23 protein-coding genes are annotated in these 23692 nt (G+C 69.4%); 12 read left to right on the top strand and 11 right to left on the bottom strand.

The window, feature by feature from the left end; genetic code table 11:
• The first annotated feature begins 44 nt into the window (after positions 1-44).
• The 4 genes from ABZ880_RS23610 to ABZ880_RS23595 all read left to right on the top strand — a co-directional run bounded on the left by ABZ880_RS23610 (position 45) and on the right by ABZ880_RS23595 (position 8529).
• Positions 45-728, top strand: a complete 684-nt coding sequence (locus ABZ880_RS23610) for an ABC transporter ATP-binding protein (RefSeq protein WP_361266195.1) — start codon at positions 45-47, stop codon at positions 726-728.
• Positions 729-997: 269 nt separating this feature from the next.
• Entirely contained in the window at positions 998-4234 is a 3237-nt protein-coding gene (locus ABZ880_RS23605; protein WP_361266193.1) for a S8 family peptidase, read from the top strand.
• Between the two features lie 101 nt (positions 4235-4335).
• Positions 4336-7674 carry a S8 family peptidase gene (locus ABZ880_RS23600; RefSeq protein WP_361266191.1) on the top strand — a complete coding sequence of 1113 codons (3339 nt, stop codon included), beginning with the start codon at positions 4336-4338 and terminating at the stop codon, positions 7672-7674.
• Between the two features lie 84 nt (positions 7675-7758).
• Positions 7759-8529: an antibiotic biosynthesis monooxygenase gene (locus tag ABZ880_RS23595; protein ID WP_361266189.1), complete on the top strand. Its 771-nt coding sequence runs from the start codon at positions 7759-7761 to the stop codon at positions 8527-8529.
• Here ABZ880_RS23595 and ABZ880_RS23590 read toward each other — a convergent pair.
• On the bottom strand, positions 8520-9428 hold the full coding sequence (locus ABZ880_RS23590; protein ID WP_361266187.1) for a helix-turn-helix transcriptional regulator: 909 nt from the start codon (positions 9426-9428) through the stop codon (positions 8520-8522). The genes ABZ880_RS23595 and ABZ880_RS23590 overlap by 10 nt on opposite strands.
• A 182-nt stretch (positions 9429-9610) precedes the next feature.
• Between ABZ880_RS23590 and ABZ880_RS23585 the strand changes: the two genes are divergently transcribed.
• Entirely contained in the window at positions 9611-10654 is a 1044-nt protein-coding gene (locus ABZ880_RS23585) for an NAD(P)-dependent alcohol dehydrogenase (protein ID WP_361266185.1), read from the top strand.
• A gap of 48 nt (positions 10655-10702) precedes the next feature.
• Here ABZ880_RS23585 and ABZ880_RS23580 read toward each other — a convergent pair whose 3' ends face one another.
• On the bottom strand, positions 10703-10849 hold the full coding sequence (locus ABZ880_RS23580) for a hypothetical protein (RefSeq protein ID WP_361266183.1): 147 nt from the start codon (positions 10847-10849) through the stop codon (positions 10703-10705).
• 165 nt (positions 10850-11014) lie between these two features.
• On the opposite strand from ABZ880_RS23580, the gene ABZ880_RS23575 reads away from it, so the two are divergent.
• On the top strand, positions 11015-11398 hold the full coding sequence (locus ABZ880_RS23575) for a VOC family protein (protein ID WP_361266181.1): 384 nt from the start codon (positions 11015-11017) through the stop codon (positions 11396-11398).
• Here the strand turns inward: ABZ880_RS23575 and ABZ880_RS23570 are convergent, their stop codons facing one another.
• The 4 genes from ABZ880_RS23570 to ABZ880_RS23555 all read right to left on the bottom strand — a co-directional run bounded on the left by ABZ880_RS23570 (position 11399) and on the right by ABZ880_RS23555 (position 15120).
• The gene (locus tag ABZ880_RS23570; RefSeq protein ID WP_361266179.1) at positions 11399-12172 is read right to left on the bottom strand and encodes a hypothetical protein; all 774 of its coding nucleotides are present in this window, start codon (positions 12170-12172) and stop codon (positions 11399-11401) included.
• The gene (locus ABZ880_RS23565; RefSeq protein WP_361266177.1) at positions 12169-13281 is read right to left on the bottom strand and encodes a serine hydrolase domain-containing protein; all 1113 of its coding nucleotides are present in this window, start codon (positions 13279-13281) and stop codon (positions 12169-12171) included. The genes ABZ880_RS23570 and ABZ880_RS23565 overlap by 4 nt, the downstream gene beginning before the upstream one ends.
• A gap of 8 nt (positions 13282-13289) precedes the next feature.
• Positions 13290-13919, bottom strand: coding sequence for a DUF4291 domain-containing protein (locus ABZ880_RS23560; RefSeq protein ID WP_361266175.1), 630 nt, complete (start codon positions 13917-13919; stop codon positions 13290-13292).
• Between the two features lie 82 nt (positions 13920-14001).
• Positions 14002-15120: a hypothetical protein gene (locus tag ABZ880_RS23555; protein ID WP_361266174.1), complete on the bottom strand. Its 1119-nt coding sequence runs from the start codon at positions 15118-15120 to the stop codon at positions 14002-14004.
• A gap of 199 nt (positions 15121-15319) precedes the next feature.
• Here ABZ880_RS23555 and ABZ880_RS23550 point away from each other — a divergent pair, with 199 nt between their 5' ends.
• Positions 15320-16474: a cystathionine gamma-synthase gene (locus ABZ880_RS23550; protein WP_361266172.1), complete on the top strand. Its 1155-nt coding sequence runs from the start codon at positions 15320-15322 to the stop codon at positions 16472-16474.
• A 12-nt stretch (positions 16475-16486) separates the two neighbouring features.
• Here the strand turns inward: ABZ880_RS23550 and ABZ880_RS23545 are convergent, their stop codons facing one another.
• The 3 genes from ABZ880_RS23545 to ABZ880_RS23535 all read right to left on the bottom strand — a co-directional run bounded on the left by ABZ880_RS23545 (position 16487) and on the right by ABZ880_RS23535 (position 17946).
• Positions 16487-16735, bottom strand: coding sequence for a hypothetical protein (locus ABZ880_RS23545; RefSeq protein ID WP_361266170.1), 249 nt, complete (start codon positions 16733-16735; stop codon positions 16487-16489).
• Between the two features lie 31 nt (positions 16736-16766).
• A complete protein-coding gene (locus tag ABZ880_RS23540; RefSeq protein WP_361266168.1) occupies positions 16767-17270 on the bottom strand; it encodes a sigma factor-like helix-turn-helix DNA-binding protein in 504 nt (167 codons plus the stop codon).
• A 169-nt stretch (positions 17271-17439) separates the two neighbouring features.
• Complete coding sequence (locus ABZ880_RS23535; protein ID WP_361266245.1) at positions 17440-17946, bottom strand: MarR family transcriptional regulator; 507 nt, start codon at positions 17944-17946, stop codon at positions 17440-17442.
• Positions 17947-18112: 166 nt separating this feature from the next.
• Between ABZ880_RS23535 and ilvA the strand changes: the two genes are divergently transcribed.
• The 3 genes from ilvA to ABZ880_RS23520 all read left to right on the top strand — a co-directional run bounded on the left by ilvA (position 18113) and on the right by ABZ880_RS23520 (position 21298).
• Positions 18113-19342 carry a threonine ammonia-lyase gene (gene ilvA / locus ABZ880_RS23530; RefSeq protein WP_361266167.1) on the top strand — a complete coding sequence of 410 codons (1230 nt, stop codon included), beginning with the start codon at positions 18113-18115 and terminating at the stop codon, positions 19340-19342.
• Positions 19343-19439: 97 nt separating this feature from the next.
• Complete coding sequence (locus ABZ880_RS23525; protein ID WP_361266165.1) at positions 19440-20456, top strand: ATP-binding cassette domain-containing protein; 1017 nt, start codon at positions 19440-19442, stop codon at positions 20454-20456.
• Positions 20453-21298 (top strand): ABC transporter permease, encoded by an 846-nt coding sequence (locus tag ABZ880_RS23520; RefSeq protein ID WP_361266163.1) that lies wholly within the window; start codon positions 20453-20455, stop codon positions 21296-21298. The genes ABZ880_RS23525 and ABZ880_RS23520 overlap by 4 nt, the downstream gene beginning before the upstream one ends.
• Positions 21299-21374: 76 nt before the next feature.
• Here the strand turns inward: ABZ880_RS23520 and greA are convergent, their stop codons facing one another.
• The gene (gene greA / locus ABZ880_RS23515; protein WP_361266161.1) at positions 21375-21875 is read right to left on the bottom strand and encodes a transcription elongation factor GreA; all 501 of its coding nucleotides are present in this window, start codon (positions 21873-21875) and stop codon (positions 21375-21377) included.
• A 174-nt stretch (positions 21876-22049) separates the two neighbouring features.
• Positions 22050-22448 (bottom strand): DUF4307 domain-containing protein, encoded by a 399-nt coding sequence (locus ABZ880_RS23510; RefSeq protein WP_361266159.1) that lies wholly within the window; start codon positions 22446-22448, stop codon positions 22050-22052.
• Between the two features lie 132 nt (positions 22449-22580).
• Between ABZ880_RS23510 and mca the strand changes: the two genes are divergently transcribed.
• Both mca and ABZ880_RS23500 read left to right on the top strand, forming a co-directional pair.
• Positions 22581-23441, top strand: a complete 861-nt coding sequence (gene mca / locus ABZ880_RS23505; RefSeq protein WP_361266243.1) for a mycothiol conjugate amidase Mca — start codon at positions 22581-22583, stop codon at positions 23439-23441.
• Positions 23434-23682 (top strand): hypothetical protein, encoded by a 249-nt coding sequence (locus tag ABZ880_RS23500; RefSeq protein ID WP_361266157.1) that lies wholly within the window; start codon positions 23434-23436, stop codon positions 23680-23682. The genes mca and ABZ880_RS23500 overlap by 8 nt, the downstream gene beginning before the upstream one ends.
• The last annotated feature ends 10 nt before the right edge of the window (positions 23683-23692 follow it).

Genomic DNA, 23692 nt, shown 5'->3' with positions numbered 1-23692 from the left:
CCGACGTCGGCCCCAACCCCCGTACCCATCCCAGGAGTTGCTCCATGTACGAACTCAGAAACGTCACCAAGCGCTATACCCGAGGCAAGGACACGGTCCACGCCCTCGACGGAGTCGACCTCGCCATCGCCGACGGGGACCGTCTCGTCATCCAGGGCCCCACCGGCGGCGGCAAGTCCACCCTCCTCCAGATGCTCGGCGGTCTCGACCGGCCCACCGCAGGTGAAGTCGTGCTGGACGGCACCGATTTGGCCAAGCTCCCCGAGGCCAAGCTCACCAGGGTCCGCAGCGAGAACATCGGCTTCGTCTTCCAGTCCTTCAATCTCATCCCCACCCTCACCGCCCAGGAGAACGTGGAAACCGCTCTCGTACCCCTTGGCACAAAGGTGAAGGACCGCAGGGAACGGGCCGCCGAGGCACTGAAGTCGGTCGGTCTCGGCGAACGCCTGGGGCATCTGCCGGGCGAGATGTCCGGCGGTCAGCAACAGCGCGTCGCCATCGCCCGCGCCCTCGTCAAGCAGCCGAAGGTGCTGCTCGCCGACGAACCCACCGGAAATCTCGACGAGTCGATGCGCGACGAGATCATGGAGGTGCTGGAGCGGATGTGGAAGGAGCTGGGCCTGACCTTCATCATGGTCACCCACGACTCCGCCATCGCGAAGAAGGCGCCGCGCCTGGCGACCATCCGCAAGGGAAAGCTCACCGTCAAGGAGAACACGGGCGCGTAACTCGGCGGAACGGTAACGGCTTTCCGGCAGGAACGTAACAGTTGTGAAGGCCGTCTCTCACCTTTCTCTCACCTATTGAGGAGCTGATCACCCCCCGGCATACTCCGTATTCCGGGGGGTGTACGCGCATGCGTGCGAGACCACCCCCGGCCGGGTGAAGGGGGAATTCGCCCGGTACCTCATCTCCAGGGGGAGACTTGCGCAGACAAGTGAAAAGAGCATGCGCGGCAACCGTAGCCACGGCCGCCGCCGTGGCCCTGGCGGCGGGAATGACCAGCCCGGCCTCCGCCAAGGCGGAGCGGTCCACCACCGCATCGCAGACTCAGCTCACGTCCAAGCACCGCATCACCCTGATCACCGGCGACCGTGTGGTCGTCGACGCCAAGGGCCGTGTCGTCGGCCTGGAGCGGGCAAAGGGCCGTGAGCGCATACCGGTTCAGATCCGCAAGGCCGAGGGGCACACGCTCGTGGTGCCGGCGGACGCGGCCCGGCTGGTCGCCACCGGCAAGCTCGACCAGCGGCTGTTCGACGTGACCGAGCTGAACAAGTCCGCGACCCGCAAGTCCCAGGCGAAGGGGCTCAAGGTCATCGTCGGTTACCAGGGGGCCGCCACGGCCACCAAGGCCGACGTACGGGACGCGGGAACTCTCCGACGGGCCCTCAAGTCCCTTAATGCGGATGCAGTTCAGACCCCGCAGAAGGAGACGCCGGAGCTCTGGAACGCGGTCACCAACGGCGACAGGACCGCCTCCGGGATCGCGCACGTCTGGCTCGACGGGGTGCGCAAGGCGAGCCTCGACAAGTCCGTGCCGCAGATCGGCGCGCCGAAGGCGTGGGCGGCCGGCTACGACGGCAAGGGCGTCAAGATCGCCGTACTGGACACGGGTGTCGATGCGACCCACCCGGACCTGAAGACCCAGGTCATCGAGTCCAAGAACTTCTCCACCGCTGCCGACGCCACCGACCACTTCGGTCACGGCACGCACGTCGCCTCGATCGCGGCCGGTACCGGTGCGAAGTCCAACGGCAAGTACAAGGGCGTGGCGCCCGGCGCCAAGATCCTCAACGGCAAGGTGCTCGACGACACCGGCTCCGGTGACGACTCGGGCATCCTCGCCGGCATGGAGTGGGCGGCCGAGCAGGGCGCCGACGTCGTCAACCTGAGCCTCGGCGGCCAGGACTCGCCCGGCATCGACCCGCTCGAGGCCGAGGTCAACAAGCTGTCCGAGGAGAAGGGCATCCTCTTCGCGATCGCCGCGGGCAACTCCGGCCCGGAGTCGGTCGGTTCGCCCGGCAGCGCCGAGGACGCGCTCACGGTCGGCGCGGTCGACGACAAGGACAAGCTGGCCGACTTCTCCTCGACCGGCCCGACCGTCGACGGCGCCATCAAGCCCGACGTCACCGCCCCCGGCGTGGACATCACGGCCGCGGCGGCCAAGGGCAGCGTCATCGACCAGGAGGTCGGCGAGAAGCCGGCCGGCTACCTGACCATTTCGGGTACGTCGATGGCGACCCCGCATGTCGCGGGCGCTGCGGCGATCCTGAAGCAGGAGCACCCCGACTGGAAGTTCTCCGAGCTCAAGGGCGCCCTGACCGGTTCCGCGAAGGGCGGCAAGTACACGCCGTTCCAACAGGGTTCGGGCCGTATCGCCGTCGACAAGGCCATCAAGCAGACGGTGATCGCCGACCCGGTGTCGGTGAGCTTCGGCGTCGCGCAGTGGCCGCACACCGACGACAAGCCGGTCACCAAGCAGGTCACGTACCGCAACCTCGGTACGAAGGACGTCACGCTGAAGCTCACCTCGGCGGCCACCAACCCGAAGGGCCAGGCGGCACCGGCGGGCTTCTTCAAGCTCGGTGCGACCACGGTCACGGTCCCGGCGGGCGGCAAGGCCTCCGTCGACCTGACCGTCAACACCAAGCTGGGCGGCACGCTCGACGGCGCGTACTCCGCGTACGTGACGGCGACGGGCGGCGGCCAGACCGTGCGGACGGCCGCGGGCGTGCAGCGCGAAGTCGAGTCGTACAGCGTCACGTTCAAGCACATCGGGCGTGACGGGCAGCCGACCGGCGACTACAACGACATCCTGCTCGGCTACTCCGGCCTCGCCGAGGGCCGCGGCTACGCGGTGACCGTCTCGGACTCCGGTACGACGACGATGCGCCTGCCCAAGGGCAACTACCTGCTGGACGCCTGGATCGCCAAGGACTTCGTGAAGTTCGAGGGCGGCCTCGACTGGCTGGTCCAGCCGAAGCTGAGCGTCACCAAGAACACCACGGTGACGATCGACGCCCGGAAGACCAAGGCGGCCGACATCACGGTGCCGGACGCGCAGGCCGAGCAGCAGCTCGGGGTGATCGGCTACACCTACGACACCGTGGGCATCGGGGTCGGCGTCGGTCTGAAGTCCTTCGACGACGTGCGCATGGCGCCGCTCGGCGGGGAGGTCTCGGGCCTGCACCAGACCTGGAACGGCCAGTGGACCAAGGGCGACGACGTCGAGTACGACGTGGCGACCACCGCCAAGGTCAAGAAGATCCAGGGCGACAAGGTCCGCCACTTCAAGGCGAGCGAGCTCGCCACGGTGAAGAACAACCTCGGTTCGGGCGCCTCCGGCAAGACCGGTGCGCTCACTCCGCTGGGGCTGTTCCCCGAGGACGCCGTCTTCGCCAACGGCATCGAGCAGAAGCTGCCGGGTTCGCGCACGCTGTACCTGTCGACGTCCGACAAGATCCAGTGGACGTGGGACCTGACGCAGTACAAGGGCCACGACGCGGACGGCCTGCCGATCCCGGAGGCGTACTACACACTGGGTGACCCGCAGGTCTTCAAGGCGGGCCAGAAGTACACGAAGACCTTCAACACGGCGGTCTTCGGCCCGCATCTGAACACGTACTTCGGGCTCTTCCGCGACGGCAACAGCATCTACGGCTATGTGCCGCTGTTCACCGACGGGGCGGGGCACGCCGGTTCCTCGGACTTCACCGCGGTCAACACGACCCTCTACCGCAACGGCACCAAGGTCGGCTCCAACGACGACCCGCTGTTCGGTGCGAAGGAGTTCAAGGTCCCGGCCGGCGAGGCGTCCTACAAGCTGACGACCTCGGTCAAGCGCAGCGTCAAGGTCGCGGCGGCGTCCACCCGCATCGACGCGAGCTGGACGTTCCGCTCCAAGAAGCCGGCCTCCGGCGATCTGGCCACGCTGCCCGCGTCCACGGTCCGCTTCAAGGCGGCCACGGGCCTGGACAACAGGGTGGAGGCCGGCAAGACGGTCTCGATCCCGGTCACCGTCGAGGGCGCCGCCAAGGGCAGCAACCTCAAGTCGCTCTCGGTGTACGTGTCGTACGACTACGGCCAGACCTGGAAGAAGGTCGACGTGGTCGGCGGCAAGATCAAGGTCAAGAACCCCGACCAGGGGAAGGCCATTTCCTTCCACGCGAAGATCACCGACAAGAAGGACAACAAGTCGACGATCTCGATCTACAACGCGTACTACGGCAAGTGAGCCGTTAGTCCGCCGATCCGGTCCCACGGCGATCGGCCTGCCGGAAGTGAAGTACCGCTTCCGGCGGGCCTGTTCGCCCGGACCATCTCCTAGGGGGAGTTTTGCGCAGACAAGTCAGAAGAGCGTGCGCGGGCACGATCGCCGCAGCGGCGGCCGTGGCCCTGGCGGCGGGCATGACCAGCCCGGCGTCCGCCAAGGCCGAGCAGACGGGCGCCACTTCGAAGGCCTCGCAGGCTGCGAAGTCGGCGCTTGCCGTCAAGCACCGCATCACGCTGATCACGGGTGACCGCGTCGCCGTCGACGCCAAGGGCCGCGTCATAGGCCTGGAGCCGGCCAAGGGCCGCGAGCACATACCCGTGCAGATCCGCAAGGCCGACGGCCACACCCTGGTCGTACCGGCCGACGTCGCCCGCATGATCGCGACCGGCAAGGTCGACCAGCGGCTGTTCGACGTCACCGAGCTCAACAAGTCCGCGACCCGCAAGTCCCAGGCCAAGGGCCTGAAGGTCATCGTCGGCTACAAGGGCGCCGCATCGGGTGCCAAGGCGGAGGTCCGCGACGCGGGCAAGCTCCGCGAGAGCCTGAAGCTGCTCAACGCGGACGCCGTTCAGACGCCGAAGCAGGACGCGCCCGAGCTGTGGAACGCGGTCACCAACGGCGACAGGACCGCCTCCGGGATCGCGCACGTCTGGCTCGACGGGGTGCGCAAGGCGAGCCTCGACAAGTCCGTGCCGCAGATCGGCGCGCCGAAGGCGTGGGCGGCCGGCTACGACGGCAAGGGCGTCAAGATCGCCGTACTGGACACGGGTGTCGATGCGACCCACCCGGACCTGAAGACCCAGGTCATCGAGTCCAAGAACTTCTCCACCGCTGCCGACGCCACCGACCACTTCGGTCACGGCACGCACGTCGCCTCGATCGCGGCCGGTACCGGTGCGAAGTCCAACGGCAAGTACAAGGGCGTGGCGCCCGGCGCCAAGATCCTCAACGGCAAGGTGCTCGACGACAACGGTTCGGGTGACGACTCGGGCATCCTCGCCGGCATGGAGTGGGCGGCCGCGCAGGGCGCCGACGTCGTCAACCTCAGCCTGGGCGGCGGCGACACCCCGGAGATCGACCCGCTCGAGGCCGAGGTCAACAAGCTGTCGGAGGAGAAGGGCATCCTCTTCGCCATCGCCGCCGGCAACGAGGGCGACTTCGGCGACCAGACGATCGGCTCCCCGGGCAGCGCGGCCGACGCGCTCACGGTCGGCGCGGTCGACGACAACGACAAGCTGGCGTCCTTCTCCAGCCGCGGCCCCGGCCTCGACGGCCAGATCAAGCCCGACGTGACGGCCCCCGGCGTCGACATCACCGCGGCCGCAGCTCCGGGCAGCGTGATCGACAAGGAGGTGGGCGAGAAGCCGGCCGGCTACCTGACGATCTCCGGTACGTCGATGGCGACCCCGCATGTCGCGGGCGCCGCCGCACTGCTCAAGCAGCAGCACCCGGACTGGAAGTTCAGCGAGCTCAAGGGCGCGCTGACCGGCTCGGCGAAGGGCGGCAAGTACACGCCGTTCCAGCAGGGTTCGGGCCGTATCGCCGTCGACAAGGCCATCAAGCAGTCCGTGATCGCCGACCCGGTGTCGGTGAGCTTCGGCGTCGCGCAGTGGCCGCACACCGACGACAAGCCGGTCACCAAGCAGCTCACGTACCGCAACCTCGGCACGAAGGACGTCACGCTGAAGCTGACGTCGACCGCCACCAACCCCAAGGGCCAGGCGGCACCGTCCGGCTTCTTCAAGCTCGCCGCCACCACGGTCACGGTCCCGGCGGGCGGCAAGGCCTCCGTCGACTTCACGGTCAACACCAAGCTGGGCGGCACGCTCGACGGCGCGTACTCCGCGTACGTGACGGCGACGGGCGGCGGCCAGACGGTCCGTACGGCCGCGGCCGTACAGCGCGAGGTCGAGTCGTACGACGTCACGCTGAAGGCCATCGGGCGTGACGGACAGGCGACGAAGAACTACGGCGCCCTGCTGATCGGTGTCTCCGGCCTCGGCAAGGACAAGTTCTACTCGCCGTACGACGAGTCCGGCACCGTCACCGTGCGTCTGCCCAAGGGCCGTTACGTCCTCGACGGCAGCGTCTTCGTGGACCCGCAGGACGCCACCAAGGGCGTCGACTGGCTGGCCCAGCCGAAGCTGGACGTCACCAAGAACACCACGGTCACGCTGGACGCGCGCACCACGAAGCCGGTCGACATCACCGTCCCGGACGCGGCCGCCAAGTCGGCGTTCGCCTTCCCCGGGTACGACGTCGCGGTCGGCAGCTCCGACTACGGCTTCGGGTGGTTCCTGGACTCGTACGACAACTTCCGCTCCAAGGGCCTCGGTCCGCAGCTCACCGACGGTTCGCTGACCCAGACGTGGGACGGTCACTGGACCAAGGGCACCGACGAGCAGTACGACGCCACCACCGGCGCCGTCGTCAAGCAGCTCGCCACCGGCTACACCAAGCACTGGAAGGCGAGCGACCTGGCCACGGTGAACGTCGGCATGGGCGCGGCGGCCGGCGGCAAGAAGGGCTCCGTCGACGCGGTGGGCTGGCTGCCCATCAGCAGCGGCGCCTCCTCGATCGGCGTCCAGCAGACCCTGCCGGGCACCCGCAAGCTGCACCTGTCCACGACCAACGGTGTGAAGTGGCAGCTGGACTTCGAGCAGGACGGCGGCGTCGACTCGGACGGCTTCCCGATCGCCGAGGCCCAGTACACGATCGGCGCGCCGCAGACCTTCAAGGGCGGCACGACCTACTCGAAGACGTTCAACACGGCCGTCTTCGGGCCGCACCTGAACGCCGACTTCGGCCTGTACCGCGACGGCAACAGCATCTACGGCATCGTCCCGCTGTTCGCCGACGGCAAGACCCACGCGGGCTCCTCGCTCTTCACCTCGGTCAACACGACCCTCTACCGGGGCGGCACCAAGGTCGGCTCCAACGACGACCCGCTCTTCGGTGACAAGCAGTTCAAGGTCCCGGCCGGCGACGCCGCGTACAAGCTGACGACCTCGGTCAAGCGCAGCGTCAAGGTCGCGGCGGCGTCCACCCGCATCGACGCGAGCTGGACGTTCCGCTCCAAGAAGGCCGACCTCACCAAGCTCCCCGCGTCCACGGTCCGCTTCAACGCGACCACGGACCTGGGCAGCAAGGTCGAGGCCGACAAGACGGTCAGCATCCCGGTGGTCGTCGAGGGTTCGGCCAAGGGCAGCAACCTCAAGTCGCTGGGCGTCTGGGTCTCGTACGACTACGGCCAGACCTGGAAGAAGGTCGACGTCGTGAACGGCAAGATCAAGGTCAAGAACCCGGCGAAGGGGAAGGCGATCTCCTTCCACGCCAAGATCACCGACAAGAAGGACAACAAGTCGACGATCTCGATCTACAACGCGTACTACGGCAAGTGAGCCGGTAGTCCGCCGAAGTAGGCCATGAGCGAACGGCCCGCCGGAAGTACAGCTTCCGGCGGGCCTTCGTGTTTCCGTGGACGCATGACCACAACGACCGTCGAGTACATCCGCTACCGCATCCCGGAAGACCGCTCGGCGGAGTTCCTGGCCGCCTACACCCGCGCCGCGGCCCAGCTGGCGGCGGCACCGCAGTGCGTGGACTACGAACTGGCGCGCTGCGAGGAGGACTTCGAGCACTACGTCCTGCGCATCACCTGGACCTCGACCGAGGACCACGTGGAGGGCTTCCGCAAGTCGGAGCTGTTCGCCGGCTTCCTCGCGGAGATCCGCCCGTACATCGAGAACATCGAGGAGATGCGGCACTACAAGCCGACGACGGTGCGCGGCACGGGCTCGTCGGTGCCGACGCTGTACGAGTGGGCGGGCGGCGCGGAGGCCTTCTCCCGCCTCACCTCGGTCTTCTACGACAAGGTGCTGAAGGACGACCTCCTGGCGCCCCTCTTCGCCGACCTGGCCCCCGAGCACGCCGAGCACGTGGCCCTGTGGCTCGGCGAGGTCTTCGGCGGCCCGTCCACCTACTCCCTCACCCAGGGCGGCCACGGCCACATGGTCGCCAAGCACTTCGGCAAGCACATCACCGAGCCCCAGCGCCGCCGCTGGGTGAACCTGATCCAGGACGCGGCGGACGAGGCGGCGCTGCCCAGGGATGCCGAGTTCCGCTCGGCGTTCCTCGCGTACGTCGAGTGGGGCACCAGGCTCGCCGTCCACTTCTCCAGCCCGAACGCGAAGCCGCCGGCGGAGCAGCCGGTGCCGAAGTGGAACTGGGGGGCCATGCCGCCGTATCAGGGGTGACGTGCGGCAGCCGAACGCGTCGCGTCCGCGCCCCAGCTGGCCAGCAGTCGCAGGGCCTCCGCCGACGGGGAGCCCGGCTCCGCGTGGTACGTGGTCAGGGCCTGGCCGTCGTCGTCGGCGAGACGGAACGACTCGAAGTTGAGGGTCAGGTCGCCGACCAGCGGGTGGCGCAGATGCTTGACGCCGTAGCTCTTCTCCTTGACGTCGTGCGTGGCCCACAGCCGCCTGAACTCCTCGCTCTTCACGGAGAGTTCACCGACCAGTGCGGACAGCCGCGGGTCGTCGGGGTAGCAGCCCGCGTCCATGCGCAGGAACGCCACGATGTCGGACGCCTTCTCGTCCCACTCCACGAACAGGTCGCGGTACTCCGGCTTCAGGAACACCAGCCGCGCCCAGTTCCGCTCCTGCGCCGGCAGCTCACCCCAGTCGCCGAAGACGGCCGCGGCCATCGGGTTCCAGGCGAGGATGTCCGAGCGCCGACCCGAGATGTACGCGGGCACCCCGTCCATCGTGTCCAGCAGCTGCCGCAGCGCACCCCGCACCTGCTGCGCCCGCCCGGCCGGCTTCTTCTTGTGCTGCTTCGGCTTCGCGAGATGAGTGAGATGCGCGTGCTCGGCGTTGGTCAGCCGCAGCGCCCGCGCGATCGAGTCGAGGACCTCCGCCGACACGTTCCGCCCGTTGCCCTGCTCCAGCCGGGTGTAGTACGCCACCGAGACGCCCGCCAGCTGCGCCAGCTCCTCGCGGCGCAGCCCCGGCACCCGCCGGTGCCGGCCGAAGTCGGGCAGCCCGACGTCCTCCGGCTTCAGCCGGGCCCGCCGGGTGCGCAGGAACTCGCTGAGCTCGGCACGCCGGTCCAGAGCGCCGCCGGCCCTCCGTACGGCATCGGGCTGTTCGTCCATACGTCCAGTATTCACGGTCGTACGCACACCATCCTGACCCCGCCAGTGGTAGGCACGGCGGACGTACGCAGAGGCGGGGACTGGGTGAGCCCTGAACCGTCCGGCATGCTGAACACCAGCCCGGTCAGAAGGAAGATCAGAAGGCAGCCGGGCGCGTCATCACTGCTAGGAGACCCCTCGGCATGACCACTGTTGCTGCGTACGCCGCCCCCGCCGCGAAGGCGCCGCTGGAGCGCACCACCATCGAGCGCCGCCCGGTGGGGGAGTTCGACATCCTGATCGACATCAAGTTCGCCGGTATCTGCCACTCCGACATCCACCAGGCCCGCGAGGGCTGGGGCGAGGCGATCTTCCCGATGGTCCCGGGCCACGAGATCGCGGGCATCGTCTCCGAGGTCGGTCCGGGGGTGACCAAGTACCAGGTCGGCGACCGTGTGGGCGTCGGCTGCCTGGTCGACTCCTGCCGCGAGTGCGACAACTGCAAGGCCGGCCTGCAGCAGTACTGCACCGGCAGCGGCGGTGTCGGCACGTACAACGCCCTCGACAAGAACGGCGAGCCCACCTACGGCGGCTACTCGGAGAAGATCGTCGTCGACGAGAACTACGTCGTCCGCATCCCCGACGGCCTGTCCCTCGACGTCGCCGCGCCGCTCCTGTGCGCCGGCATCACCACGTACTCCCCGCTGCGCCACTGGAACGCCGGCCCCGGCAAGAAGGTCGCGATCCTCGGCATGGGCGGCCTCGGCCACATGGGCGTCAAGATCGCGCACGCGCTCGGCGCCGAGGTCACGGTGCTCTCGCAGTCCCTGCGCAAGAAGGACGACGGCCTGAAGCTGGGCGCCGACCACTACTACGCGACCAGCGACGAGCAGACCTTCAAGGACCTGAAGGGCACGTTCGACCTGATCCTGTCCACGGTCTCGGCCCCGCTGAACCTGGACGCCTTCCTGTCCCTGCTCAAGACGGACGGCGCCTTCGTGAACGTCGGCGCCCCCGAGGAGCCCGTCAAGCTCAACCTCTTCTCGGTGATCGGCGGCCGCAAGACCCTCGCCGGCTCCGGCATCGGCGGCATCCAGGAGACCCAGGAGATGCTGGACTTCTGCGCCGAACACGGCTTCGGCGCGGAGATCGAGCTGATCCGCGCGGACGAGATCAACGAGGCGTACGAGCGGGTGCTCTCGAGCGACGTCCGCTACCGCTTCGTGATCGACACGGCGACGATCTGACGCCCGCCTCATGACCGAGGGCCCCGGAGCCGCACTGCTCCGGGGCCCTCAGCGCGTCGCCGTACGCCGCCCCGGCAGCCACAGCAGATACGGCCCCCCCCCGACCAGCGGCACGGTGCCGACGGCGAGGCTGAGGAGGGTGGCGGCGGCGAGCGTGCTCGCTGCGGCGGAGGGCCCTTCCCGGATCCGAGTCACCGCCGTCCGCCGAGGAGCACCCGGCCGGCAGCCCGCCGACCACACCCGCGGCCACAACGGCCCTCATTCCCACCACTGCCCGCACGACTGCTCCGATCATTTGCTAAGGCAAGGCTTACCTTAGCTTTATTCGGAGTATGGTGAAGAGCGAGGAGGTTCCACACGATGACCGTGCAGCTGAACCACACCATCGTCGCCGCGCACGACAGGAAGGCGTCGGCCCAGTTCCTCGCCGACATGCTGGGGCTGGAAGTCAGCCCGGAGTTCGGCCCGTTCATCCCGGTCGAGATCCCGAACGGCGTGACCCTCGACTACATGGAGACATCCGGCGAGATCAAGCCGCAGCACTACGCGTTCCTGGTGTCCGAGGACGACTTCGACGTCATCTTCGCCCGCATCCAGGACGCCGGCCTGACCTACTGGGCGGACCCGTACCACCACCGCACCGGCGAGATAAACCACAACGACGGCGGCCGGGGCACGTACTTCGACGACCCCAACGGCCACAACCTCGAGATCCTTACGAGGCCGTACGGCAGCGGGAGTTGATCAGCCGGCGGGGATGAACTCGCCGGCTCCGTAGGACCGTAGGAGAACGCCCCCGTCGGCCGACGGCCGTACGGAATGCGCGCGCCCGAGCCCCGAGACCCGGACGCGTCCGTCCGGAGCGACCTCGACCGCGGTGTTCTCGTCGATGGCGACGCCGTGCGACAGCCCCTTCCCGGCAACCGCGGCGATGAGCCGTGGCAGCGTCCCCCACTGCGCGGCATGCACGTCCACGGCGAAGGGCACGAGCCCGAGCCCGTCCCGTACGGCGATCTCCTCCAGGTCTTCGGCGGTGTCCTCGTGACACACGGGAACGCCGTCGTCGAGCCAACCGCCGACGACGGCGTGCCGAGCGGCGACGGCGGCACCAGCGGAGAAACCGGCGTACGGAATGCCGAACTCGGCGAGGGCGGACGGCAGTTGGTCCAGGCACCCGGCGAACGCCTCCTGGTAAGCGGGCGTCAGGCCACCACAGACCAGGAGCCCGTCCAGCCCCTCCAGGGCACCGAGCTCGAACCGCCCGCCGAGCGGCACGAGCAGCGGTACGGGAGCGCAGTCGGCGACCTTCCGCAGCACCCCCTCGTACCGGGCGAACTGCTCGGCCCCGTCACCCTCGTCGACGACCACGCACCCGATGCGGGGCGTGGCGGCGGTCCCAGTGCTCCCGGCGGTTTCTCCGGCGGCGCGCACGAACGGCTCGTAGACGGCGCGCGCCGCTTCCGCGTCCCATCCGCCGCCGATGAGGAAGGTGCGCGTACCGGATCTGTGTGTGCTCATGCCCGCAACCCCATGCCCGTGATCCCGTCGTAGGCGGACATGACGATCTCCAACCCCCTTGTGTCCTCGGCGGGTTCACGCATCTGGTTCGTCACGTACGCGACCACCAGCCGGGCCGCGGGTTCGATCATGACGAGCGAGCCGCCCCAGCCGCCCCACCCGTAGCTGCTGCCGAAGAGCCCGTAGCCGAGTCCCCAGCGCACGGGCATGCCCAGGACCCGATCCTCACCACTGAACTGCTCCACCCACGCACGGTCGACGCCTGCCTGCGACAGGAGCGACACCCCGTTCGTGGTGCCTCCGCAGGCCATCACCGACTGCACGAGGGCGACCGAGCGGGCGTTGCCGAAGCCGCTCGCCGCGGGGATCTGGGCCCGGCGCCAGGCGACGCTGTTGCCGTCGCGGACACTGAGCGCCGTCCCGGCGGCGGGGGCCGCGCCGCGGCCGGGCGCGCTCGCGGTGTAGTCCTCGTCCCGTCCCGGCGGCGGGACGGTGAGCGCCACCCGGTGGTCGTGCTCGGCGCCCAGCCCGATGTGGAAGTCGGCGCCCAGCGGCCCGGCGATCTCGGCGGCGAAGAACTCACCCACGCTGCGGCCGCTGACCCGCCGGACGACCTCGCCCACCAGGAACCCCTGGGTGAGCGAGTGGTATCCGGCCGCGCTGCCCGGCTCCCACTGCGGAGCCTGCGCGACGAGCCGCGCCGTGGCGGCCGCCCAGTCGTAGACCTCTTCGACGGGCCCGTCCCAGTCGGGAAGGCCGGCGGTGTGCGACAGCAGATGCCGTACCAGCACCGCTTCCTTCCCCGCCGCGGCGAACTCGGGCCAGTAGCGGGCGACCGGCGCGTCCAGGTCGAGCTCGCCGCGGTCGGCGAGAACCAGCGCGCACAGCGCCGTCATCGTCTTGGTGACGGAGTAGACGTTGACGACCGTGTCCCGCTGCCAGGGGACGGTTCGCTCGGCGTCGGCGAAGCCGCCCCACACGTCCACGACCGGCTCACCGTCCACGAAGACCGCGACCGAGCCGCCGGCATCTCCGGCGTCCAGCAGCGCGGCCAGCGCGCCCGGCACCGCGGTGAACAGGTCGTCGTACGAGCCCTGAATATCAGCCATGGGTGGCATTAGCGCGCATCGGCGGACCGCAGGCAACCGAATTCCTGACCGCGCAGGTGGCCGAGCAGTTCGTCCCCGGCGGGATACCGCCGTTCCTCGGGCAGCAGCCGCGCCGCGGCCTCCAACTCACCGCGCCCGACGAGCCCATGAACCTCACGGGCAAGCGGCGTCACGTCCCTGATGGCCACGATCCACTCGTCCGCGTAGCGCGTCGCGGCTTCCCCGGAGAGCCCGAGCTGCAGAGCGCGATACGGCAGGGCCTGCAGATTCAGATCCCGCTCGGGATCCCACTGAACCCGCGCCGGCGCCCGCCGCAACTGCCGCTGCCAGCCCGCCCGATCGGCATGCACGCCCGGAACGTAGCTGGACAGACAGGAATTTCGCAGAGCCCAGTCGAACCCGTCCCGAGCGATCTCCACGGCCAGCACGGTCTCCTGCCCGACACCCGTCCCCCAACTCGACCGATACATCATCCACAGAAACGACGGTTTGATCCACGTCATCCGCCCCCGCTTCCACACCCCGGGAAACCGCCCGTCACGAGCCGCCGGCAGACCGATCTCGGGGGAGTACGCCTGATAAACGGTGACAGTGGACGCGGTGTAAAGCGCACGAATACAGCGCTGCGGTTCTTCCATGCCGAACAGGGTGGGGGCGGGCGTCTTTCGTCGGCCATTGAATTTCGACGGGTCCACCCAGGAATCCGCCGGCCCCGTACGGTCATTGCGGCAGCGTCGCCGGGCTGCCGCCGTTCGCCTCGTAGCCCGCCACCGCCAGGGCGCGGTAGACCGCGAACTCCGCCGCCGGGTCCGCGGACAGGGTCCAGGGGAGGGCTCCGATGTGGCCGTCGATGTGTATGAGCTGGTTCATGGCCTCCGCCCAGCGCTCGGCGCGGACCAGGAAGAAGACCAGCAGGTGGCGTACGTGCGCCAGCATCGGGTCGTCGGGACGGGCCGAGTGCACGGCGTGCAGTGCGCCGTGGATCGCCTTCGTCACGACCTCGCTCTGGTAGAAGCCGCTGACCAGGTTCACCTCGGGCAGGTGCTCGAAGACCGCGAACAGCGGCATGGCGGCCAGGAGCGAGCCCTCGGGAGCCCTCGCGGCCGCCGCCTCCGCGAAGGAGTACGCCAGCTCCCGCGAGCCGTGCCACTTCTCGCACCAGTAGTGCAGGGCCGCCAGGTGGGCGCCCATGTGCTTCGGGTCGCGGTCCAGGATCTTCAGCCACAGCTGCTCGAACTCCGGCTGCGGGTACGCCAGTCCGCGGGCCACCGAGAGCTCGACGATGTACGGGACCGGGTCGCCGGGGGCGAGCAGCGCCGCGTCGCCGCACGCCGCCCTCGCCTCCTCCATGATGATCCGGAACTCGTCCGTGCCCCGCGTCGACGTCCGCCACGCCTGCTGGGCCAGGAACTCCGCATGCACCGCCGCGCCGCCCGCGTCCTTGGGCTGCTCGGCCCGCCACACCCGCAGCCACTGCCCGCCCGGCGTCTCGCTGACCCCGCCCGGCCGCTGCTGCAGCTCCAGCGAGGCGGCGCCCGCGAAGGCCTGCACCCGCTGCCAGCGCAGCTCGCCCTCCGCCTCCGTGCCCGCCAGCAGCTGCGAGGCCGCGCGGTAGTCCTGCGTGCGCTGCACCAGGTCCAGGACGTCCAGGAGGTCCTGGTCGGGGCCGGGCATGCGGACGTCCAGCTCCTCCTCCCGCACGAATCCGTAGTTCGCGGGGTCGGCGGCGTCCGGGTGGCCGGCCGGGACCTGCTCGATCATGCCGCGCCTGCGCCGCATGAACGGGAGCAGCACGAAGCCCAGCATGACGATCGCGATCAGGACCCAGAGAAATTCCATGCCTCAAGCGTTCCAGACGCCTGTGACAATTGGCCAACCCGGTCGCCGGACCTGTGGAAAACTCCGGGGCCCAGGCGCTGTGCGCCGCCGTCGGAACCGGCTGTGCACCTGCGTCGGAACCGAGGGAAAACCCGGCGTTACTGCCTTTAGCGCCTCGCCGTCCGGCACCCGCCCCGCGAGCGCACTACCCTCGGTGCCCATGAGCGACAGGCACATCAGTCAGCACTTCGAGACCCTCGCGATCCACGCGGGCAACACCGCCGATCCCCTCACCGGCGCGGTCGTCCCGCCGATCTACCAGGTCTCGACCTACAAGCAGGACGGCGTGGGCGGCCTGCGCGGGGGCTACGAGTACAGCCGCAGCGCCAACCCCACCAGGACCGCCCTGGAAGAGAACCTCGCAGCCCTGGAGGGCGGCCGCCGCGGCCTTGCGTTCGCGTCCGGACTGGCGGCCGAGGACTGCCTGTTGCGTACGCTGCTCAGCCCCGGCGACCACGTGGTCATCCCCAATGACGCGTACGGCGGTACGTTCCGTCTGTTCGCGAAGGTCGTCTCCCGGTGGGGGGTGGAGTGGTCGGTCGCCGACACCAGCAGTCCGTCCGCCGTACGGGCCGCCATCACCCCGAAGACCAAGGCCGTGTGGGTGGAGACCCCCTCCAACCCGCTGCTCGGCATCACCGACATCGCGGCGGTCGCCCAGATCGCCCGGGACGCGGGCGCGAAGCTCGTCGTGGACAACACCTTCGCCACGCCGTACCTGCAGCAGCCGCTGTCGCTCGGCGCGGACGTCGTCGTGCACTCCCTGACGAAGTACATGGGTGGCCACTCGGACGTCGTCGGCGGCGCGCTGGTGGTGAGCGACCGGGACCTGGGCGAGGAGCTGGCGTACCACCAGAACGCGATGGGCGCGGTCGCCGGGCCCTTCGACTCCTGGCTGGTGCTGCGCGGCACCAAGACCCTGTCGGTGCGCATGGACCGGCACAGCGAGAACGCCACCAAGGTCGCCGACATGCTCACCCGGCACGCGCGCGTGACGCGCGTTCTGTACCCGGGTCTGCCCGAGCACCCCGGCCACGAGGTCGCCGCCAAGCAGATGAAGGCGTTCGGCGGCATGGTCTCGTTCCAGGTCGAGGGCGGCGAGGAGGCGGCCGTCGAGGTCTGCAACCGCGCCAAGGTGTTCACGCTCGGCGAGTCCCTGGGCGGCGTCGAGTCGCTGATCGAGCACCCCGGCCGCATGACGCACGCGTCCGCCGCGGGCTCGGCCCTGGAAGTGCCGGCCGACCTCGTCCGCCTCTCCGTGGGCATCGAGAACGTCGACGACCTCCTGGAGGACCTGCAGCAGGCGCTCGGCTAGCCGACCGCCCGGTCACCAGCCCGTGTACGGGGGAGTCGTCTGCGAGGGCGGCTCCACCCAGGGGCGGGCCATCATGGCCCACACCAGGAACGCCACGGCCGCGGCGCACATCAGCAGCCACAGCAGGCGGCGGGCGAGCACCCTGCGGCGCAGCATGCGGGCGCCGCGGCGCATGACGTCCGCGTACAGCTCGGGCGGCACCGGCGGGGGCACCCGCTCCATGATCTGCCGCGCGGCGGCCTCTCGTTCGAGCCGGTTCATGTACGCCTCCCTCTGCTCTCACGGACGCGCCTCATGACGGCACCACCTTCGCCGGCGTCACCGCCGGTGCCGGGTTCCGCGGCGGATGCAGCAGCGTCGCGGTCGCCCGGTCGCAGATCGTGCGGACACGTTCCGTCGGCAGGCCGAGCAGTGCCGCGGTCTGCTCCTCGGCGACTCCCTCGTACAGCCTGAGAACGAGGATCAGGCGCTCCTGCGGCGAGAGCTGGGCCAGCGGACTGCCCGGGTAGGGGCGGCCCCGGCCGAAACCGCCGTACTGGTGCCAGGCCGCGCGGGCGAAGCGGGTGGCCAGGTACTGGCGGGTGCGGTCGTAGGGATCCTCGCCGCGCAGGCGGCCCCAGCACGCGTACGTGTGCGCGAGGGCGAGCGACAGCAGACGACGCGCGCGCGGGTTGTCGTCCGGTGCCTCCGCGGTGAGCAGCGTGGCGGCATGCAGCAGCCGCCCTGCCGCGCCCGCGGTGAACGCCTCGAACTCCCGGGCCCGGCGGGCGCCCTGTGACACCTGCCGTTGTCGCACCGCGCCTCCCGCCTGACGCGCCCCTGAGGAACCGGGACTCCGGCCGCTTACGGAATTTGAACCGCGTACGACGAGGTCCCGATCTCATATGAGGCCCGCGGTGGCCTTTCGGTCAAGAGCCCGGCGGCACGCGCACGCAAGATCCCGGTGAGCACGCACGCGCGCGTGTCTACGACGGGGACTGGACCTCCGGCCCGGGCATCCCCTGGGCCGCCATCCGGGAGGACAGCGCGGTGTTGAAGCGCGTGAGGAGCGTGCAGAACGCCTCGCGCTCCTCCGGCGCCCAGTCGTGCGTCAGCTCGGCCATCAACTGGCGTCGCGAGGAGCGCACTTCCTCCAGGCGGGACTGGCCGCGCGGCGACAGCTGGAGCACCACGGCCCGCCCGTCCTCCGGGTGCGAGGTGCGCTTGACGAGCCCGGTGTCGACGAGCGGAGCCACCTGCCGGGTGACCGTCGACGAGTCGATGCCCATGCTCGCGGCGAGCGCCTTGACGCCCATCGGGCCTTCCTTGTCGAGGCGGTTGAGCAGCAGGTATGCGGCGCGGTCCATGGAGTTGCGCACCTGGCCGACCCCGCCGAGCCGGGTCTGTTCGGCACGGCGGGCGAAGACCGCCACCTCGTGCTGCAGCGTGTCGAGGAGACCGGTGTCACCGACGGTCGTCATGTCCATCGACATTTCAGGTGTTGTGGGCATGGCCGGAGGCTCACTTCATGAAGGGGGGCTGTCTGGAATGGGGGACAGAGTACGCGGCCGGGGGGCGGGCCGTACCGGCGCTGCGGAAACCAGTCTCGGACGTTGGTCACAGCGGCCGTGTGCGCCTGTGAACTGCGATGCTTGAGTCATGAGCTACAGCACGGCTGACTCCTTGCGGCCCGTGACCCTGGACGACGTCCGGGGCGCCCAGAAGATGCTCTCGGGCGTGGCACGGGTGACGGCGATGGAGGGCAGCAGGCACCTGACCCAGCTGGTGGGCGCACCGGTGCACTTCAAGTGCGAGAACCTCCAGCGGACGGGTTCGTTCAAGCTGCGCGGCGCGTACGTCCGCATCGCCGGGCTGCTGCCCGAGGAGCGGGCCGCCGGGGTCGTCGCCGCGAGCGCCGGCAACCACGCGCAGGGCGTCGCCCTGGCGTCCTCGCTGCTGGGCGTGGGCTCGACGGTGTTCATGCCGAAGGGCGCCCCGCTGCCGAAGATCAGCGCCACGCGCGAGTACGGCGCCGAGGTGCGCCTGCACGGGCAGGTGGTCGACGAGACGCTGGCCGCCGCGCAGGCGTACGCGGCCGAGAGCGGCGCGGTGTTCATCCACCCCTTCGACCACCCCGACATCATCGCGGGCCAGGGCACGGTCGGCCTGGAGATCCTGGAGCAGTGCCCGGAGGTGCGCACGATCGTCGTCGGCATCGGCGGCGGAGGTCTCGCGGCCGGCATCGCGGTCGCGGTCAAGGCGCTCAGGCCGGACGTGCGGATCGTGGGCGTACAGGCGGAGGGGGCGGCGGCGTATCCGCCCTCGCTCACGGCCGGGCGCCCGGTGTCGATCGAGAACCCGGCGACCATGGCCGACGGCATCAAGGTGGGGCGGCCCGGCGACGTGCCGTTCGGGATCATCGGCGACCTGGTGGACGAGGTCCGTACCGTCTCCGAGGACGAGCTGTCGACCGCGCTGCTGCTGTGCCTGGAGCGGGCCAAGCTGGTCGTCGAGCCGGCCGGCGCGAGCCCGGTGGCGGCGCTGCTGAGCGAGCCGGGGGCCTTCGAGGGCCCGGTGGTGGCGGTGCTCTCCGGCGGGAACGTCGATCCGCTGCTGATGCAGCGCGTCCTGCGGCACGGCATGTCCGCGCAGGGCCGCTACCTGGCCGTACGGCTGCGGCTGACGGACCGGCCGGGGGCCCTCGCCACACTTCTCGGGGTGTTGTCAGTGGTGGACGCTAACGTCCTCGATGTGAGTCACGTACGGACCGATCCACGGCTCGGGCTCACAGAGGCGGAGGTCGAGCTGCACCTGGAGACGAAAGGACCGGAGCACTGCGCCGAGGTCGGCCGAGCCCTGCGCGAGGCGGGCTACACGGTCATCGACTGAGGCGCCGAGCGGTCCGATCGGGAAAATCCGTTGAGAGACGCGATACATCGCGTTAGTGTCAGCTTTCCCAAGCATCCCCGACGACGTGGAGACTCACATGCCAGGCGCCATCTATGCCGAAGGCCTGGTGAAAACCTTCGGTGACGTAAAGGCTCTGGACGGCGTCGACCTCGATGTCCCCGAGGGCACCGTGCTGGGCCTGCTCGGGCCGAACGGCGCGGGCAAGACGACCACGGTCCGCTGTCTGACGACCCTGCTGAAGCCCGACAGCGGCCGCGCGGAAGTCGCGGGCCTCGACGTGCTCAAGCATCCCAACGAGGTGCGGCGCAGCATAGGCCTGTCCGGCCAGTTCGCCGCCGTCGACGAATACCTGACCGGCCGCGAGAACCTCCAGATGGTCGGCCAGCTCTACCAGATGAAGGCCAGGGCCGCGAAGGCCAGGGCCGAGGAGCTGCTGGCCCAGTTCGACCTCGCGGACGCCGCCGACCGCCCGACCAAGACCTACTCCGGAGGCATGCGCCGCCGACTCGACCTCGCGGCCGCACTGGTGGTCTCGCCGCCCGTGATGTTCATGGACGAGCCGACCACCGGCCTCGACCCGCGCAACCGCCAGCTGCTGTGGGAGGTCATCAAGCGACTCGTCTCCGGCGGTACGACCCTGCTGCTGACCACCCAGTACCTGGAAGAGGCCGACCACCTCGCGCACGACATCGCGGTCGTCGACCACGGCCGGGTCATCGCCCGCGGCACCTCCGACCAGCTCAAGGCCCGCACCGGCGGCGAGCGGGTCGAGGTCGTGGTGCACGAGCGCGAGCACATCCCGACCGCCCGCGAGGTCCTCGGCGGCTTCGGCAAGGGCGACGTCACCGTCGAGGAGCACACCCGCCAGCTCACCGTGCCCGTCACCGGCGGCGCGAAGCTGCTCGCCGAGGTCATCCGCGAACTGGACGTCCGCGGCATCGAGATAGACGACATCGGCCTGCGCCGCCCGACCCTCGACGACGTGTTCCTGTCCCTGACCGGACATGTGGCCGAGGCGAAGCCCGAGGAGAACGGCGAGAGCACGGACGCGGCCGCCAAGGACCGCCGGCAGAAGAAGGAGACCGCAAAGTGAGCGCCGCCACCGACGCCGTACGGATCGCGCCGCCCGGCAACGCGATCAGCCAAGGGATCCGGGACTCGCTGGTCGTCGCGAAACGCAACCTGATCCGGATGTCCCGGATCCCCGAGATGGTCATCTTCGGCCTGATCCAGCCGATCATGTTCGTGGTGCTGTTCAGCTATGTGTTCGGCGGTTCCATGAACATCGGGGGCACCACGGACTCCTCGGTCTACCGCGAGTTCCTGATGGCCGGCATCTTCGCCCAGACCGTCACCTTCGCCACGGCGGGCGCCGGGGCCGGTATCGCCGACGACATGCACAAGGGGCTCATCGACCGCTTCCGCTCGCTGCCCATGGCGCGCGGTGCGGTGCTGACCGGGCGTACGCTCGCCGACCTGGTGCAGACGGCACTCACGCTGTTCGTGCTGGCCATGGTCGCCCTGCTGGTCGGCTGGCGCACCCACACCAGCATCGGCGAGGTGCTCGGCGCCTTCGGACTGCTGCTTCTGACCGGCTACGCGTTCACCTGGATCGGAGCGGTGATCGGCCTGTCGGTGCGCACCCCCGAGGCGGCCACCTCGGGCGGGCTGATCTGGCTCTTTCCGGTCACGTTCATCTCGAACGCGTTCGTGGACTCCAGCCGCATGACCCCCTGGCTTCGGCACATAGCCGAGTGGAATCCGTTCAGCGCGACCGTCCAGGCCTGCCGCAAGCTCTTCGGCAACCCCGGCGTCTCGCCCTCGGACGCCTGGCCCATGGCGCACCCCGTGTGGGCCTCGCTGATCTACTCGGTCCTGATCGTCGTCGTCTTCCGGACCCTGGCGGTACGGAAGTACCGCTCGGCGGCCGCATGACGAGGCCCCCGGCGTCTCACGGACGCCGGGGGCTCGCCAAGGGCGTGCCGGCCGGGAGCGGCCGGTCAGCGGGGGGTCAGCCGGTGTAGGGCTCGGCCTTGAGGATCTTCACGGAGGCCTTCTTGCCGTTCGGCAGTTCGTACTCCGCGTCCTCGCCGACCTTGTGGCCGATCACGCCGGAGCCGAGCGGCGACTGCGGCGAGTAGGTCTCGATGTCGGAGCTCGCGTACTCGCGCGAGGCGAGCAGGAAGGACAGCGTGTCGTCCTCGTCGCCGTCGAAGGCGATGGTCACGACCATGCCGGGCGCCACCGCGCCGTCCGCCGACACGGGCGCCTCGCCCACCTTGGCGTTCTCCAGGAGCTGGGTCAGCTGGCGCACACGGAGCTCCTGCTTGCCCTGCTCTTCCTTGGCCGCGTGGTACCCGCCGTTCTCACGCAGGTCGCCCTCCTCGCGCGCGGCCGCGATCTTGGCGGCGATCTCCGTGCGCGCAGGACCAGACAGGTACTCCAGCTCGGCCTTGAGCTGGTTGTACGCCTCCTGGGTCAGCCAGGTGACGTTCTCGCTGGTCTGGGTCACAGGTGCTCCTCGTAGGTACTGGGAATACAAAGCATCGCCCTACCCAGAAGAATGTTCCTTCACGGATGGGCGAAACCACGAGCCTAACAATTCAGCGGCTGAAGGGGGAGGACATAAGCCATCAGAATTGCGTCAACGCAGGTCAGGGCCTACGTATCCGGGGAAGGCTCTGTGTCAGTCGGCGTGACAGCCGAGCAGCTCGGCCGTGGTGCCCGGGGATGTCGTACGGAGCGTGACGACCTTGTCGATCCGCGTGGCGCCGCCGTCGAAGCGGAAGTCGGCCCGGCCCACCTCGGACCCGTCCTCCGCCTGGGACCGCACGGTGCAGTAGCCGGAGGCGCCGGAGTCCTTGCGGACCTCCAGATGGACCGAGACCGAGTTCTTGTGCGGCTCGAACGTGATCACTTCACCGCTGATCCTGTTCTGGCCGACGTAGTGGTAGGCGAAGTAGCCGACCAGGGCGAGCAGTGCCGCCCCGAGTACCGCTCCGGCGATCTTGAGCTTGCGGTCGGCGCGCTCGTCCGAGGAGCGGCCGTAGCGGCCCTCGGGCAGCCGCGTGCTCGCCGTACTCATGATCGTCCTCTCGGAAACCGGGGCCCGGAATTTTTCGCCCCCCGATTCGGTCACTATAGAAGCGCCGATCGCGCCGGTTCACACCGGGCGCCGACTACTGAGGATCGAGTCTTGACTGACCAGCTGCGACTGATGGCCGTGCACGCGCACCCCGACGACGAGTCGAGCAAGGGCGCGGCCACCATGGCGAAGTACGTGTCCGAGGGGGTGGACGTGCTGGTCGTGACCTGCACGGGCGGGGAGCGCGGCTCCATCCTCAATCCGAAGCTGCAGGGCGACAAGTACATCGAGGAGCACATCCACGAGGTACGCAAGAAGGAGATGGACGAGGCCCGCGAGATTCTCGGGGTCAAGCAGGAGTGGCTCGGCTTCGTCGACTCGGGCCTGCCCGAGGGCGACCCGCTGCCGCCGCTGCCCGAGGGCTGCTTCGCCCTGGAGGACGTCGACAAGGCGGCCGGCGAGCTGGTGAAGCAGATCCGCGCCTTCCGTCCCCAGGTGATCACCACCTACGACGAGAACGGCGGCTACCCGCACCCCGACCACATCATGACCCACAAGATCTCGATGGTGGCGTTCGAGGGCGCGGCGGACACCGAGAAGTACCCGGAGTCGGAGTTCGGCGAGGCCTACCAGCCGCTCAAGCTCTACTACAACCAGGGCTTCAACCGCCCGCGCACCGAGGCGCTGCACAACGCGCTGCTCGAGCGCGGCATGGAGTCGCCGTACGGGGACTGGCTCAAGCGCTGGAGCGAGTTCGAGCGCACGGAGCGCACGCTGACCACGCACATCCCCTGCGCCGAGTTCTTCGAGATCCGCGACAAGGCGCTGATCGCGCACGCCACGCAGATCGACCCCGACGGGGGCTGGTTCAAGGTCCCGATGGAGATCCAGAAGGAGGTCTGGCCGACGGAGGAGTACGAGCTCGCGAAGTCGCTCGTGGACTCCTCCCTCCCCGAGGACGACCTCTTCGCGGGCATCCGCGACAATGCCTGACATGAGCGCAAGCGTGAGCCTGGCACTGACGAACCTCGTCCCCCTCGCCAAGGAGGTGGACGAGAACAAGGTCACCCCCGGCGTCCTCGGCTTCATCGTCTTCGCGGCGATGGCCCTGGCGGTGTGGGCACTGATGAAGTCCATGAACCGGCACATGAGCCGGGTGGAGTTCAAGGAGCCGACCGACCCGAAGGCCGAGGCCTCGGAGTCGACGACCGACTCCAAGGCCCAGCAGGGCTGACAGCGCGGGT

Origin of the sequence: Streptomyces sp. NPDC047043 (assembly GCF_040644055.1) — a bacterium.
In the GTDB taxonomy this organism is placed as follows: Bacteria; Actinomycetota; Actinomycetes; order Streptomycetales; family Streptomycetaceae; genus Streptomyces.
The sequence above is the reverse complement of the archived record's forward strand: the minus strand, read 5'-3'. Positions and strand labels throughout refer to the sequence as shown.

Excerpts from the sequence above, each read along its gene's own strand:
- ilvA (WP_361266167.1), top strand. The coding sequence starts at position 18,113 with ATGAGCTACAGCACGGCTGACTCCTTGCGGCCCGTGACCCTGGACGAC.
- ABZ880_RS23545 (WP_361266170.1), bottom strand. The coding sequence starts at position 16,735 with ATGAACCGGCTCGAACGAGAGGCCGCCGCGCGGCAGATCATGGAGCGG.
- ABZ880_RS23575 (WP_361266181.1), top strand. The coding sequence starts at position 11,015 with ATGACCGTGCAGCTGAACCACACCATCGTCGCCGCGCACGACAGGAAG.
- ABZ880_RS23590 (WP_361266187.1), bottom strand. The coding sequence starts at position 9,428 with ATGGACGAACAGCCCGATGCCGTACGGAGGGCCGGCGGCGCTCTGGAC.
- ABZ880_RS23610 (WP_361266195.1), top strand. The coding sequence starts at position 45 with ATGTACGAACTCAGAAACGTCACCAAGCGCTATACCCGAGGCAAGGAC.
- ABZ880_RS23555 (WP_361266174.1), bottom strand. The coding sequence starts at position 15,120 with ATGGAATTTCTCTGGGTCCTGATCGCGATCGTCATGCTGGGCTTCGTG.
- mca (WP_361266243.1), top strand. The coding sequence starts at position 22,581 with ATGGCCGTGCACGCGCACCCCGACGACGAGTCGAGCAAGGGCGCGGCC.
- ABZ880_RS23585 (WP_361266185.1), top strand. The coding sequence starts at position 9,611 with ATGACCACTGTTGCTGCGTACGCCGCCCCCGCCGCGAAGGCGCCGCTG.
- ABZ880_RS23550 (WP_361266172.1), top strand. The coding sequence starts at position 15,320 with ATGAGCGACAGGCACATCAGTCAGCACTTCGAGACCCTCGCGATCCAC.
- ABZ880_RS23510 (WP_361266159.1), bottom strand. The coding sequence starts at position 22,448 with ATGAGTACGGCGAGCACGCGGCTGCCCGAGGGCCGCTACGGCCGCTCC.
- ABZ880_RS23605 (WP_361266193.1), top strand. The coding sequence starts at position 998 with ATGACCAGCCCGGCCTCCGCCAAGGCGGAGCGGTCCACCACCGCATCG.
- ABZ880_RS23570 (WP_361266179.1), bottom strand. The coding sequence starts at position 12,172 with ATGAGCACACACAGATCCGGTACGCGCACCTTCCTCATCGGCGGCGGA.
- ABZ880_RS23565 (WP_361266177.1), bottom strand. The coding sequence starts at position 13,281 with ATGGCTGATATTCAGGGCTCGTACGACGACCTGTTCACCGCGGTGCCG.
- ABZ880_RS23560 (WP_361266175.1), bottom strand. The coding sequence starts at position 13,919 with ATGGAAGAACCGCAGCGCTGTATTCGTGCGCTTTACACCGCGTCCACT.
- ABZ880_RS23500 (WP_361266157.1), top strand. The coding sequence starts at position 23,434 with ATGCCTGACATGAGCGCAAGCGTGAGCCTGGCACTGACGAACCTCGTC.
- ABZ880_RS23535 (WP_361266245.1), bottom strand. The coding sequence starts at position 17,946 with ATGTCGATGGACATGACGACCGTCGGTGACACCGGTCTCCTCGACACG.
- ABZ880_RS23525 (WP_361266165.1), top strand. The coding sequence starts at position 19,440 with ATGCCAGGCGCCATCTATGCCGAAGGCCTGGTGAAAACCTTCGGTGAC.
- ABZ880_RS23595 (WP_361266189.1), top strand. The coding sequence starts at position 7,759 with ATGACCACAACGACCGTCGAGTACATCCGCTACCGCATCCCGGAAGAC.